Origin of the sequence: Acetatifactor muris, assembly GCF_024623325.1 — a bacterium.
Lineage (GTDB): Bacteria > Bacillota > Clostridia > Lachnospirales > Lachnospiraceae > Acetatifactor > Acetatifactor muris.
The window spans coordinates 161,460-175,275 of record NZ_JANJZD010000004.1 but is presented as its reverse complement, the minus strand read 5'-3'; the positions used below and the strand labels follow the sequence as shown (position 1 = coordinate 175,275).

Below are 13,816 nucleotides of genomic sequence, written 5' to 3'. Positions count from 1 at the left end.
ACACCCTCTCTTTCTCTTAGCTTTTCGCTGTTATTTTCTGATGTTGCTATATTCTCTGCACATCTGTTCTGAGCCACAGCTTTCTCCGGTACATAACTTTCTTTTCTGCTGCACTGCATGTTGCTCAATCGTCATAGCATTCATTCTGTAAAAGGACCGGCTCCATGCCCGGCAGGAAACCCGGCCCTTTGCGTTTATTATAGTATGTGCACAGCCCGCACATGCTATGGATGGCCATTCGTCCGTTCTCTGCCATGAGTATGTGCATATTATACCGCAACTGCATTGCCTGTGTAAAGCTGATAATATTTTCCCTTCTGCTCAATCAGTTCATCGTGAGTACCCCGCTCAATAATGCGGCCCTGCTCCAGCACAATGATACAGTCGCTGTTCCTGACAGTGGAAAGCCTGTGGGCAATGACGAAATTAGTACGTCCCTTCATCAGCGCGTCCATGCCCTGCTGCACCAGCTTCTCCGTTCTGGTGTCGATGGAGCTGGTGGCTTCATCCAGAATCAGTACCGGCGGGTCTGCAATAGCCGCTCTGGCAATGGCCAGCAGCTGCCGCTGTCCCTGGCTTAAGTTCGCCCCATCCCCGTAAAGCATGGTATCATAACCCTCCGGAAGACGCCGGATAAAGCCGTGAGCGTTGGCCAGCACCGCCGCCTTCTTCACCTCCGCATCTGTGGCATCCATCTTGCCGTAGCGGATATTCTCCATAACCGTTCCCGTGAACAGATGCGTGTCCTGAAGCACAATGCCCAGGGAGCGCCGCAGATCCGCCTTTTTGATTTTATTTACATTAATGGCATCATATCGTATCTTCCCATCCTGAATATCATAGAATCTGTTAATCAGGTTGGTGATGGTAGTCTTCCCCGCACCTGTGGCACCCACAAAAGCAATCTTCTGCCCGGGCTCCGCGTGGAGCACGATATCATGGAGAATCATCTTGTCGTCATTGTAACCGAAGTCCACCTGATCGAACACCACATCCCCTGTCAGCTCCACATATGTAGTCGTGTCATCCGCTTTGTGATAATGCTTCCACGCCCAGAGTCCTGTTCTCTCTCTGCTTTCCGCCAGCTCTCCATCCGACTTTCTCACAGCGTTCACCAGCTCCACATAGCCCTCATCCACCTCTGGCTTCTCATCCATAAGCTTAAACACTCTGTCCGCGCCTGCCAATGCCATAATGATGCTGTTAAACTGCATGCTCACCTGGTTGATGGGCATGTTGAAGGATTTGTTAAAGTTCAGGAAGCTGGCCAGTCCGCCCAGCGTCAGGCCGGATATGCCGGTAATGGTAAGCACACCGCCTACCACGGCACAGACCACATAGCTCAGATTCCCCAGCTGCGCATTGACCGGCATCATAATATTGGCAAAACGGTTGGCCTGATAGGCGCTTTCAAAAAGCTGATCGTTCAGGGCGTTGAACTGGTCCATACTCTCCTGTTCATGACAGAATACCTTTACCACCTTCTGCCCTGTCATAGTCTCCTCCACACAGCCGTTCAGCGCCCCGATGGCCTTCTGCTGTGCCTTAAAATAACGGCTGCTCTGGGCTCCGATTTTCTTCGTGGAAAAAAGCATCAGCCCTACCATCAGAAGTGTCACTATGGTCAGCGGAATATCCAGAACCAGCATACAGCCGAAGACACTCACCACTGTGATGACACTGTTGAACATCTGCGGAATACTCTCGCTGACCATCTGCCGCAGCGTATCCACGTCGTTGGTGTAGATGGACATGATATCACCGTGGGCATGGGTGTCAAAATATTTGATGGGAAGAGCCTCCATCTTCTCAAACAGATCATTTCTGATGTTTCTCAGGGTTCCCTGCCCTATATTAATCAGGACCCTGGCCTGAATATAGGCGGCCGCCACCCCTATGCCATAGAATACGGCCACGCGCAGAATTGCTGCTTTCAGAGCGTCAAACTCCGGATTCTCACGTCCAATCAGGGGCAGAATATAGTCATCAATCAGTGTCCGCATGAACATGGTTCCCTGAAGCCTGCTGTATACGGCCGCAAAAATGCAGATCACCACCACCACCCAGCCCAGGGCGTAATCTTTCAGGGTATAGCGCATAATCCGTTTGAATATCTTACCGGGATTCTCTACTTTAGGCCTGGGTCCCCGGCCTCTGGGTCCGCCCGGCCCATGCCCCGGGCCGGGACCTCTATCTGTTCTGCTGTTTCTCTCTTCAGCCATTGTTATATACCTCCTATTTTAGTTCCGCATCAGCCCATCCTGTACCCGGATCCCCGGCAGAGAATTTCCGGCCGCAAATCCTTGCGTCCGTAATTTCTCTGGGGCACTGGATCGGCTGATGCTGTTTTAAATCGCTGTGCGACGGCTCTAAAGTGTATAGTTCCGCATCTGTTGTCTACTTATTTTAGTTCCGCATCTGCCCATCCTGTGCCCAGATCATTGGCAGAGAATTTCCGGCCGCAAATCCTTGCGTCCGTAATTTCTCTGGGGCACTGGTTGGGCTGATGCTGTTTTAAGTCGCTGTGCGACGGCTCTAAAGTGTATAGTTCCGCATCTGTTGCCTACTCGTCAAAGTCACCGCTGCCGCTGGTCTGTGCTTCATAGACTTCACGATAAATCTCATTGTTTTCCAGCAGTTCCTCATGGGTGCCGAAACCATCCACCTGTCCCTCGTTCATGACGATGATTCTGTCGGCATGCTCCACGCTGGAAATTCTCTGAGCGATAATTAACTTTGTGGTGCCGGGAATGACCTCGGCAAAAGCCTTCCTGATTTTCGCATCCGTGGCTGTGTCCACCGCACTGGTGGAATCATCCAGTATCAATACTTTGGGCTTCTTCAGAAGCGCCCTGGCAATACACAGTCTCTGCTTCTGTCCCCCGGACACATTGGTACCGCCCTGCTCTATGTATGTGTTATACCCCTTCGGCATCCTCTGAATAAATTCGTCGGCACAGGCCATCTCGCAGGCATGTCTGCATTCTTCCTCCGTGGCATCCCTGTCTCCCCAGCGCAGGTTCTCCAGAATCGTTCCGGAGAAAAGCACATTATTCTGAAGCACCACCGCCACCTGGTTCCGCAGGCTTTCCGTGTCATAGTCCTTCACATTCACGCCGCCTACTGACAGCTTCCCTTCCGTCACGTCATACAGCCTGCTCACCAGATTCACCAGACTGGACTTGGCACTTCCGGTGCCGCCGATAATGCCGACAGTCTCGCCTGATTTGATCTCCAGATTGATATCCTTCAGAACCGGGTCCGAGGCTTCCTTTTTGTAGCTGAAGGAAACATGATCAAAAGTAATGCTTCCGTCCCTGACTTCCTTCACCGGGTCTTCCGGATTGCCAAGGTCAGCCTTCTCCTCCAGCACCTCGCAGATACGCCTGGCGCTGGCCAGCGACATGGTTATCATGACGAAAATCATGGACAGCATCATCAGGCTCATCAGTATGTTCATACAGTAAGTCAGCATATTCATCAGCTGCCCTGTAGTCAGCGTATCCTGTACAATCATGTGGGCTCCCAGCCAGCTGATGGTCAGGATACAGGCATACACGGTAAAATTCATCACCGGATTATTCCAGATAACAATGCTCTCCGCCTTGCAGAATATTTTATAGAGATTGCCGCTGGCCTTCCTGAATTTCTCCACCTCATACTCTTCTCTCACGTAAGCCTTCACCACCCGGATTGCCGATACGTTCTCCTGTACACTTTCATTCAGGGCATCGTACTTCGGAAATGCCTGTGTAAAATGCTTTGTTGCCTGTGTCACAATCAGTCCCAGCACAACCGCCAGCAGCAGTACCGCCACCAGATATACGCTGGCAAGGCGGGGGCTGATAATAAAGGACATGCCCATGGCACAGATCAGACTGGCCGGCGCTCTCATGCACATACGCAGAATCATCTGATATGCATTCTGCATGTTCGTCACATCTGTGGTCAGCCTGGTCACCAGTCCCGAGGTACTGAACTTGTCAATATTGGAAAAGCTGAACGTCTGAATGTTTTCATACATGGCCTTTCTCAGATTTCTGGCAAAACCGGTGGAGGCCCGGGATCCGAACTGTCCTCCCAGGATACCAAATGCGAGACTCAGCACCGCCGTTCCCACCATCAGGGCGCCAATCAGATAAATGTGGTTCATGTTGCCCGCAGTTACGCCGTTATCAATGATAGACGCCATAAGCAGCGGAATAATGGTTTCCATAATTACTTCCCCGATCATAAAGACCGGGGTCAGAATGGAGTCTCTCTTGAATTCCTTAATCTGGGCTCCAAGTGTTTTCAGCATATTTCCTCTCCTGCCTTTCCCTGTTATGTCAATTTTATGGTGTCAGTTTTTCTGACCTGTGTCATTTTCTCCGGAAGGATTCCGCATCATTGGCATGGGAGCTCCGCGAACTTCTTTCATTCCGTCTTTCTCCGGCCGCATTCCTCCGGGCTCCTCGTCGTTTCCACAGCCTCCGGCATCCGCAACCGGGCTCTTTCTCCCGTTTTCGCTGTCCTCCCCGCTATACCTGCCGAACTCCTCCGTAAGTGCCTCCAGATTCCGCATCACAATTCCCAGCAGCCTGCGCAGCTCCGCCGTCTCGTCTTTCGACATACCTTCCAGCATACGTCTATCCATCATATTCATATAGTCCTCTATCTGACAATGATTCTGATAGGCCTCCTCTGTCATCTGAATCCGCTTCAATCTGGCGTCCTTATCCAGCGCCCTGCGCACAATCAATCCTTCCCGTTCCATCACCTGCAGCGTATTGGTGGCCGTGGCCCGTGATATCCGGAACTCCTTTTCCAGATCCTTCTGATATACAGGCCCCCCCGTATGATGATACAGATACCCCAGAATCCCTCCCTGCAGCTGACTCTTCGGTCCCTTCTCAAACCTGGGCGATCCCTTATGTATGGCCAGCTTGCACAGATTGTGAATCTCCCGCAATACAAAAGCAATTCTCATTTCCCGTTCCATAAATTCCTTCCCTGTATCCAGTCTCAGGCGGCGCAATCCTGCCCTGCCCAAACTCTATGGCTGCAGATATCTGATCACAGGTAATTGGCCGCAAATACTGAAATACACGCTTATAAGCAAAGATGTTAGCACACTAACTACATTGTTAGTGTACTAACATCTTTTGTTTTTGTCAACCTTTTTTTGATATTCAGATGTTGAATGCTGAGAAAATCTGCTTTAATTGTATTTTACTATAATTCAACAGTCATCTGCCCCTGACAGCCCTGCTCCGGTACCTGAATATGCTTTCAGCTGACTGTACTGGTATTTTCTGCGGAATTCTGCTGTAAAAACCTATTATACGACAAAAATGCCGCAAAGCATATTCCTTTCTTTGCGGCATTTCACAGATTTCCATTTACCGTAAAAAGCGGGACTCAATCCGACTTCCTGTCTTTATGCAGCTTCATGGTGAGGCCAATGCGCTTCTTCGCCGTGTCCACTGCCATCACCTGCACCTCCACGATATCCCCTACACTGAGTACATCCAGCGGATGCTTAATGAACCGGTCCGTGATCTCTGAGATGTGCACCAGGCCGTCCTGATGAACACCGATATCCACAAAAGCACCGAAATCCGTGATATTGCGGACAGTCCCTTTCAGAATCATGCCGGGTTTCAGGTCCTTCATTTCCAGCACATCGCTGCGCAGGATGGGCCTGGGCATATCGTCTCTGGGATCTCTGGCCGGTTTCTCCAGCTCTTTCAGGATATCCGTGAGTGTAATCTCTCCGATTCCCAGCTCTTCGGCCAGTTTTTTCTTATCTCTGATCCGTTTCTCCAGTCCGGACAAGGCCCCGTCACTCACAGCATTCCTGCCGCCATTGTCGGAGCCGGTCTGAGCCTGAGGCATGGTTTCCGCCTTTCGCACCGCCGCATCATCGGCTTTTCCTGCGCTTTCCATATTCATGCCGCCCATGGCGGCCGCCAGCGCCCTGCCCATGGCGGTATTGGTATTGGATACACGGATGGACTTCTGCTGTCTCTTCGACATTGCGGCTGCAGATCCTGTGTTCTTCAGCTCCCCTGCCTTTTCTCCGCTTTTTCCCGCCGCCTTCACGGAAGTATCCTGTTTCTGAGCAGCACGCTTTAACGCGGCGTTCTTCTGCGCTTTTCTGACATCCTCCATAGTAAGTCCCAGTCTGTCCAGCAGCTTCATGGCCGCCTCATAGGACTCCGGATGGACACTGGTGGCATCCAGCGGATTGTCCCCATCCTGTATCCGCATAAATCCCGCACACTGTTCAAATGCTTTCGGTCCCAGCTTTGCCACCTTCAGCAGTTGCTTTCTGTTGGAAAAACGGCCATTTGTCTCACGGTAATCCACAATATTCCTGGCAATGGTTTTGTTGATTCCGGATATGTATTCCAGAAGAGAGGCCGACGCGGTATTCAGGTCCACGCCCACCTTGTTCACACTGTCCTCCACCACGCCGCTCAGCGCTTCTCCCAGCTTCTTCTGATTCATGTCATGCTGATACTGTCCCACACCAATGGCTTTGGGCTCAATTTTCACCAGTTCCGCCAGAGGGTCCTGCAATCTTCTGGCGATGGAAGCAGCGCTTCTCTGCCCCACATCAAAATTCGGAAATTCTTCCGTGGCCAGCTTGCTGGCGGAATACACGCTGGCTCCCGCCTCACTGACAATGACATATTGAATCGGACTGTTCAGCTCCTTCAGCAGATCCACAATAATCTGCTCGGACTCCCGGGAAGCAGTGCCGTTGCCCAGCGCAATCAAATCCACATGATATTTCTGAAACAAATTCTTCAGTTCACGCTTTGCTTCCTCTACCTTATTCTGAGGCTGGGTGGGGTAAATAACCTTCGTGTCAAGGACCTTTCCCGTGGAATCCACCACAGCCAGCTTACAGCCCGTACGAAATGCTGGATCCCAGCCCAGAACCACCTTCCCCGCAATGGGCGGCTGCAGCAGAAGCTGTTCCAGATTCTTGCCGAATACGGCAATGGCGCCATCCTCCGCCTTCTCTGTCAGTTCGTTTCGGATTTCTCTCTCTATGGCCGGGGCTATGAGCCGCTCATAACTGTCCTCCAGCGCTTCCTTCAGCAGCGGCGTGGTGTAAGGGTTCTCCGAAGTGATGGTTTTCTTCTCCAGATAGCGCAGAATCCGCTCTGCCGGCGCATTGACCTTTACAGTCAGAATCTTCTCCGCCTCTCCTCTGTTCAGCGCCAGGATTCGGTGTCCTGCCATTTTCTTCACCGGTTCTTCGTAATGATAGTACATCTCATATACGCTTTGGGCCTTCTCATCCTTGGCCTCGCTGGTGACAGTGCCTTCTTCCACTGTAATTTCGCGTATATAGCTTCGATAATCCGCGTTGTCAGAAGTATCCTCCGCAATGATATCCTTTGCCCCCTGCAGTGCTTCCCGGGGCGTCTTCACCTGCTTCTCCGCCTCCGTATCGCTGTCAGTCACGTACTTTGCAGCCTCTTCCTCCACAGGTGTCCGGGCCTCCTGCTCCAGAATATACCTGGCCAGTCCTTCCAGTCCCTTCTCCCGGGCCACACTGGCTCTGGTCTTCCTCTTGGGGCGATAAGGCCGATACAGGTCCTCCACCACCACCAATGTCTGGGCGGCAAGAATCTTATCCTTCAGTTCGTCAGTCAGTTTTCCCTGTTCCTCAATGCTGTTCAGTACCTGTGTCTTCTTCTCTTCCAGATTCCGCAGATAAATCAGCCTCTCGTGAAGGTCCCTGAGCTGCTCGTCGTTCAGAGAGCCTGTTGCTTCCTTTCTGTATCGGGAAATAAAGGGGATGGTGCAGCCCTCGTCAATCAATTTAACGGCCGCTTCCACCTGCCACTTTTCTACTTTCAGTTCCTCTTTGATTGTCAGATAAATATCCATTGTATAACCTTGCCTTTCTCATTGCATTGCCTGGACAACAGTCCGCAATCTGTCGGACTGTTGCGCCGGCAGTATTGATTATACCGGAAAAATACGGAAACTGCAACTTAATCCTTTTCACTGTTTTGACACTCAGTAACAGTTCAGTGCCCTGTCTGAACTGTTACGACACTTAAAAATCAGCTCATCTGCTTAATCCCAGAAAACGCTCATAAATCTCACATATATTGACCGCATCCCGGGATCTGGGCATCTCGCAGAAAATTCGAAGCAGGGGCTCCGTACCGGAAAACCGGGCAATAACCCAGCCGCCGTTTGTAAAGTACACCTTGGATCCGTCCAGATAGCTGACCCTGTCAATCTCAAAAGGAAGCTCCGGAAGCTTTTTCTCTTCCAGCAGAATATGAAGAATCTCCTGCTTCTTTTCCTGATCGAAGCGATAATCTCTCTCCTCCATATCAATCAGGCCGTACTCCTCTTCCACGTCGGCAATGATTCGGGAAAGCTTTTTTCCGGACACGGCGATCATTTCCACCAGCAGCATAGCTGCATAAATGCCGTCCTTCCCCTTGATATGCCCTCTCACGGTGAGACCGCCGGAGGACTCTCCGCCGATGACCGCGTCGGTTTCATTCATCTTTGCAGAAATATATTTAAAGCCAACCGGAACCTCATAGCATTTCTCGCCGAAGGCCTCCGCCACCTGATCCAGCACATGGGTGGTACAGATATTGCGGACTGCCGGCCCCTGCCAGTTTTTATACTTTTTCAGATAATAATACAAAAGCACCAGGATCTCATTGGGATGGAGAAAACGTCCTGTATCATCAATAATCCCCAGCCTGTCCGCATCTCCGTCCGTGGCGATGCCGATATCATAATGCCCGTCCGTCACACAGGTCTGGAGCATACGCAGCGTAGCCGCAGACGGCGCCGGCAGACGGCCTCCAAACAGTGTATCATGCCTGTCATGGATCACTTCCACCTCACAGCGGGCTGTCTGGAGAATTGTGCGCAGAGAAGTTTCGGAAACCCCGTACATGGGATCCAGCACTATCCTGAGACCGCTGCTCCGGATCACCTCCATATTGATGGTTCCCATCAGATCATCCAGATACTCATTCAGGGGATAAATTTCACGGATCAGCCCTTGTTCCTTTGCCTTATTATATTCCAGCTCCTTCACAGGAAGCTCCACCCCGGCGGCATAGTCCTCGATCTGTCTGGTCTGGCTTTCATCTGCATCTCTGCCTCCTGCAGTAAACACCTTAATCCCGTTGTAAATCGCCGGATTGTGACTGGCTGTTATCATCATTCCATACGAAAACCCCCGCTTTTCTACATAGTACATAACCAAAGGCGTGGGGCAGGATTTATTGATCAGATAGGAGCGCACCCCTTCCGCCGCAAAAACACAGGCCGCCCACTGCATGGCCTCCTTTGACAGGAAACGCCTGTCATACCCCATAACGATTCCCCGCTCTTCCACGCCCTCATCCTTCATTTTTCCACACAGGGCTCTGGCCAGGATTTGAATGTTCTGTTTCGTGAATCCGTCTCCGATGACAGCTCTCCAGCCGCCGGTTCCAAATTGGATCATGAGGATACCTCCCTACTATTCCTGCTCTCGTGTACATGTTTCATATGCTTCCGTTTCCATGATACAGCCCATATACAGGTATGTCAAGCCTTAAGGTGATCCCCTCCTTTTGCCGTATCTTCACCCATTTTCCCGGATATTCCAAAAAACGAAAGCTGTCCTTTTTCAAAAAACAGTGGAAAATATCTCCTGTTCTTGTTATAATGAACACATGTATTAAGAGAGAATTATTTTGACAAGGAGCTTTCACCATGGACAATCAGCAGAACGGCTGGAACAATCAGAGCGGCGGCAACGGACAGTGGGACCGGTGGAACAGCAATGCTTCCAACAGCAGTTACTATAATCAGCCCACACACAGGCCTTATGGTCAGACCTTTTCCATTGCCGCCGCGGTGTGCGGTCTGTTATCTGTAACCACTTCCTGTACTATTGTTCTGTCTCTGCCTCTGGGGGCGCTGGGCATTCTGTTTGCCATCCTCGCCCGCCGAAAAGGGAAAAAGATGAACGGGACCTGCACCGCAGGACTGGTATTCTCTGCTGCCGGGCTGACATTCGCCGTGGTAATGATGGTTTACTCACTTGTGATGATGCCGGTTCTCATGAGAGATGAGACCTTCCGGAATCAGATCAATACCATGACGGAACGAATGTACGGCATCAATTTTACGGACCTGATGGAAGAATATTATGGATATTCTTTTGAGGAATAGTCCGGCGGGACATTCCGGCTCTTTGATTAAAATTGAGATTTTCCCCTTTAGAACCGCCCTGGGGCGACTGAAATCAGGAGGTTAAAACGATATGATATCCCCGATAAGCAACAGCTACGATCCTTATTATAACAGCATTCCATCCGGCACAGGCAGTGAGCGGACGGCAAATTTCCCCGGCAGGGATGACAGTTCCATCAATGGCAGACAACTTCCCGGTGACAGAAACGCTTCCGGAAAAAACCGCGGCGTCCAGGATCCCCAGGAGGAATGCCAGACCTGTAAGAACCGCAAGTATAAAGACGGTTCCAACGAAATGGTCTCGTTTAAAAGCGCCCAGCACGTCTCTCCCGAGAGGGCCGCTTCCGCAGTACGTGCCCATGAACAGGAGCATGTATCCAACGCTTATAAAAAAGCCGCAAAGGAAAACGGCAAGGTGGTCTCCGCGTCAGTGTCCATCCGCACGGAAATCTGTCCTGAATGCGGACGTTCTTATGTGGCCGGCGGCACCACGCGCACCCAGATAAAGTATTATAATGAAGAGAATCCCTACCAACAGGATTTAAAGAATGCGGACAAAATCAAATATGCGGGCATGAATTTGGATTATGCGGTATAAGAGCAGTAAAAGGCGCATTTGATTTCAGGAGAATAGAGGAGAATTTTCTGACTTATGAGACAGCACAGGAAGCTTTTTGAACTGAAAAATACGGCAAAGGACAAACTGGAAGGCAAGTACGGCGTAACTATCCGCCTCTTCCTTTTAAATATGCTGATTACCGGCGTTGTCCATCTGATTATCAATTCAGTGGGCAGTAACACCATAAACAGTATCTACTCAATGACCGGCTCTTCCTCCGCCGCCACAGGAATGTCCTTCATCTTTGATGCACTGCTGCTGTTGGCAGATATTATTCTCGGTGTCATGAATGCCGGAATCTCATTCTATTTTCTGAAAGTCGCCTGCGGAGAATCCTTTCTTGTAAAGGATCTTTTCTATGGATATAAAACGGATTCCAAAAAAATTCTGCTTATCTCCGGCGCTGTGGTGCTCTGCCAGACGTTGTGCCTTGGCCCCTTCCAGTACCTGTGCGGGACTTATCTGCGCACCAGAGAAGAAAAATGGCTGCTGTATGCGCTGGCTGCCGCTGCAATCGGCTTGTGCATTTATGTTCCTGTGTCTCTGGGAATTGCCATGTCTTTTTACCTGGCTCTTGATTTTCCTCAAAGTACCGGAAGGGAAATTCTGATCCGGTGCTGGCATATCATGAAAGGACAGAGGGGAAGGCTTTTTTGTCTCGAACTGAGCTTCCTTCCCCTGATGTTTTTATGTATTTTAAGCTTCGGTATAGGTTTCCTGTGGTTAATGCCCTATATGCAGATGACTTATACCTACTTTTTTCTGGATCTCATGACCCCTGAAAAAACGGCCTGAACCAGGATAACGCCGTCACCTACCTCAGCAGGGAAAAGGCCGAATCCCCTCAAATTCCACTTCCCATTGTCCATTCCGGGGAAATCCCGGCAGTTCTCCGCTTCCCGGATATCCGGCGGTCATCAGTGCCGCCGCCAGAAGAAGAGAGCCGTTTCCCGGCAGATACAGGGGCAGATCACTTCTGCCTCTCTGGTAATTATTGCCGCTTGCCACATAAGAATTCTTCTCCGTATCTTTCAAAAGCAGTTCAATCGCATGTTCCGGCTCTCCCAGACGGACAGCCGTCATACACATAACCGCGAAATCCCAGCCCCAGAGAGACGGATAATTCCAGCATTTTTCCACCTCCCGCAGTGAATTTCCCATAATTTCCCGATCAGTCCGCCCACTGTCAATCAACCCATAGGAGCAGAGCATGGACGGGTGATCCTCGGCAAATGCAGTATAGGTGTCAGGACATTGCTCATGCGCCAGGTATTTTCCCTCTCCCACTGCCATGGGTGCCATATTTTCCGCTACATGCAGCCATTTCTCAGGTATTTTCCTGCCCAGTCGCTTTGCCCATTCCGCAGCCATTTTCAGCGTCAGGCTCCAGTACTCTACCTCAAAGGAAGGATTCCTGGTCACCATTGGGTCATGGCATTCCTGTGCCGGAATCAACGGTCCCAACAATTCATATACTTTTCTTTCTTCATTATACGCGGCAAAATCCGCCATAAATTCCGCCGTCTCTTCCACCAGCTCATAATACTTTTCCAGAAATGCGGTCTCCTCGCCGCTTCCATATGCCATTTCCAGCATATAAATAATATGGGGCTGCTGCCACACCAACAGCACAGCAATAGAAGAAGGACTGTCCAGCGCATCCTCCGCAACCATCTTCGGCCACCGTGCCCCTTTGTATCCATTTCGCGCGGCATTCAGACGTGCCTGGGGCAGATGCTCCTGATACCAGACCAGACTCCTCTCCAGCAGCTCCGTATGGTTCCACAGAGGCAGGTACGCCTCATGCCACAGGTACATCTCCAGATGAAACTTCCCATACCAACTGTTACAGGTCAGACCGGTCTCCTGAGGCGGTACCTTTCCGGCAGACTGAATCGCCAGCAGATATTGTGACAGCACAATTCTGCGTTCCAGCTCCATAGCCCTGGGGTCCCTGCTTCGATGCAAATCTATGGCGCCTCCCTTTTCCCAGAAATGCTTCCAGTACTTCCTGCTGTTCTCCAACACGTTTCCCGGTGCTGCTCCCGCCTGCGCCTCCTGCTGCGCTTTCACAAAGCTTACAGAAAATGTCATTTTCTCCGAAAGGGGAATCAGATGAAAAGCATGCCTGCCACAGTTTTCCCACCTGCACCCTTCCATACGGATTGTCACATAATAGACATCCTTGTCCAGTGTCCGCTTTAGCACCAGTTTTTTCACTTCTCCATTGACTATCTCAGTCAGATGCGCATCCTCAGCCTCCCAGTTGGAAGCTGAAATCAACGGGCTTCCATAGGGAAAAGCAATTTCCGCCGTCAGCCCCTTTTTCCACAGCCCTGACTCCACCTGAAAAGCAAGTGTATCAGTCTCTCCGTCCGCCGCAGTCACCACATGACAGCATTCGCCATCCAATGCAAAACGGCTGTCCAGAATTCCTTCATACAGGCGAAGCTCCTGCCGGATATCGCTGATCCGCTCTGCCCCGATTTCCGCGCCGTCCTTTTTCAAGCCAATCCTGGCCAGGTTCAGTCTGTGCGGGTTCTGGCGCAGCCAGTCATAGATTTCCTCATTTCCTTTTTTCTTCTCCACCGCATACCGCACCGTTCTGCCCTGAAACTGATATGCTGTCATCTCCACCTCTTCCGGCAGATATTCATACCGCTCTTCCCTGACCGGCTTCGTATGCCAGCCCCACTGTGTCATGGTACACAGCGGAAGGGTATCCTCATATAATCCGTACAGAGTCTGCATTCCCGTAATGTCCGCCGTATAGGCCAGATTTCCGTTCCCCACAGACAAAGGGGAGGCCGTATCCGCCTCCCTCAGCACGGGATTATGTCTGCTTACAAGTTCATATCGATTCACAGCCATTTTATTTCCCTCTTTTCATATTATAGAACTTTCAATATCTCATCCCATCGTGAACGGCTGACAGATTAATGCTCTTTTCTGAACTTGCTGCCATTTCCGAAA

9 protein-coding genes are annotated in these 13,816 nt (G+C 50.8%); 3 read left to right on the top strand and 6 right to left on the bottom strand.

Translation table 11 applies throughout. The annotated features are described in order from the left end of the window. Nucleotides 1-269: 269 nt before the first annotated feature. The 5 genes from NSB25_RS05345 to NSB25_RS05325 all read right to left on the bottom strand — a co-directional run bounded on the left by NSB25_RS05345 (nucleotide 270) and on the right by NSB25_RS05325 (nucleotide 9,490). Complete coding sequence (locus NSB25_RS05345) at nucleotides 270-2,222, bottom strand: ABC transporter ATP-binding protein (protein ID WP_103238390.1); 1,953 nt, start codon at nucleotides 2,220-2,222, stop codon at nucleotides 270-272. Nucleotides 2,223-2,563: 341 nt separating this feature from the next. Next, entirely contained in the window at nucleotides 2,564-4,300 is a 1,737-nt protein-coding gene (locus NSB25_RS05340) for an ABC transporter ATP-binding protein (protein ID WP_103238389.1), read from the bottom strand. Between the two features lie 42 nt (nucleotides 4,301-4,342). Then, nucleotides 4,343-4,981, bottom strand: coding sequence for a MarR family winged helix-turn-helix transcriptional regulator (locus NSB25_RS05335; protein WP_146039979.1), 639 nt, complete (start codon nucleotides 4,979-4,981; stop codon nucleotides 4,343-4,345). 419 nt (nucleotides 4,982-5,400) lie between these two features. Next, complete coding sequence (locus tag NSB25_RS05330; RefSeq protein WP_103238387.1) at nucleotides 5,401-7,890, bottom strand: Tex family protein; 2,490 nt, start codon at nucleotides 7,888-7,890, stop codon at nucleotides 5,401-5,403. Nucleotides 7,891-8,074: 184 nt separating this feature from the next. Further along, nucleotides 8,075-9,490, bottom strand: coding sequence for a phosphoglucomutase/phosphomannomutase family protein (locus NSB25_RS05325; protein WP_103238386.1), 1,416 nt, complete (start codon nucleotides 9,488-9,490; stop codon nucleotides 8,075-8,077). 251 nt (nucleotides 9,491-9,741) lie between these two features. Here NSB25_RS05325 and NSB25_RS05320 point away from each other — a divergent pair, with 251 nt between their 5' ends. The 3 genes from NSB25_RS05320 to NSB25_RS05310 all read left to right on the top strand — a co-directional run bounded on the left by NSB25_RS05320 (nucleotide 9,742) and on the right by NSB25_RS05310 (nucleotide 11,638). Continuing rightward, nucleotides 9,742-10,203 carry a DUF4190 domain-containing protein gene (locus NSB25_RS05320; protein WP_103238385.1) on the top strand — a complete coding sequence of 154 codons (462 nt, stop codon included), beginning with the start codon at nucleotides 9,742-9,744 and terminating at the stop codon, nucleotides 10,201-10,203. Between the two features lie 91 nt (nucleotides 10,204-10,294). Next, nucleotides 10,295-10,822: a hypothetical protein gene (locus tag NSB25_RS05315; protein ID WP_242982304.1), complete on the top strand. Its 528-nt coding sequence runs from the start codon at nucleotides 10,295-10,297 to the stop codon at nucleotides 10,820-10,822. A gap of 54 nt (nucleotides 10,823-10,876) precedes the next feature. Then, nucleotides 10,877-11,638, top strand: coding sequence for a DUF975 family protein (locus NSB25_RS05310; protein WP_103238384.1), 762 nt, complete (start codon nucleotides 10,877-10,879; stop codon nucleotides 11,636-11,638). A gap of 24 nt (nucleotides 11,639-11,662) precedes the next feature. Here NSB25_RS05310 and NSB25_RS05305 read toward each other — a convergent pair whose 3' ends face one another. After that, nucleotides 11,663-13,714, bottom strand: a complete 2,052-nt coding sequence (locus tag NSB25_RS05305) for a glycoside hydrolase family 65 protein (RefSeq protein WP_103238383.1) — start codon at nucleotides 13,712-13,714, stop codon at nucleotides 11,663-11,665. Nucleotides 13,715-13,816: the final 102 nt, after the last annotated feature.

Bases quoted from the DNA above. Each gene is read 5' to 3' on its own strand.
- NSB25_RS05325 (WP_103238386.1), bottom strand. From the start codon at position 9,490: ATGATCCAATTTGGAACCGGCGGCTGGAGAGCTGTCATCGGAGACGGA.
- NSB25_RS05340 (WP_103238389.1), bottom strand. From the start codon at position 4,300: ATGCTGAAAACACTTGGAGCCCAGATTAAGGAATTCAAGAGAGACTCC.
- NSB25_RS05320 (WP_103238385.1), top strand. From the start codon at position 9,742: ATGGACAATCAGCAGAACGGCTGGAACAATCAGAGCGGCGGCAACGGA.
- NSB25_RS05335 (WP_146039979.1), bottom strand. From the start codon at position 4,981: ATGGAACGGGAAATGAGAATTGCTTTTGTATTGCGGGAGATTCACAAT.
- NSB25_RS05305 (WP_103238383.1), bottom strand. From the start codon at position 13,714: ATGGCTGTGAATCGATATGAACTTGTAAGCAGACATAATCCCGTGCTG.
- NSB25_RS05330 (WP_103238387.1), bottom strand. From the start codon at position 7,890: ATGGATATTTATCTGACAATCAAAGAGGAACTGAAAGTAGAAAAGTGG.
- NSB25_RS05315 (WP_242982304.1), top strand. From the start codon at position 10,295: ATGATATCCCCGATAAGCAACAGCTACGATCCTTATTATAACAGCATT.
- NSB25_RS05345 (WP_103238390.1), bottom strand. From the start codon at position 2,222: ATGGCTGAAGAGAGAAACAGCAGAACAGATAGAGGTCCCGGCCCGGGG.
- NSB25_RS05310 (WP_103238384.1), top strand. From the start codon at position 10,877: ATGAGACAGCACAGGAAGCTTTTTGAACTGAAAAATACGGCAAAGGAC.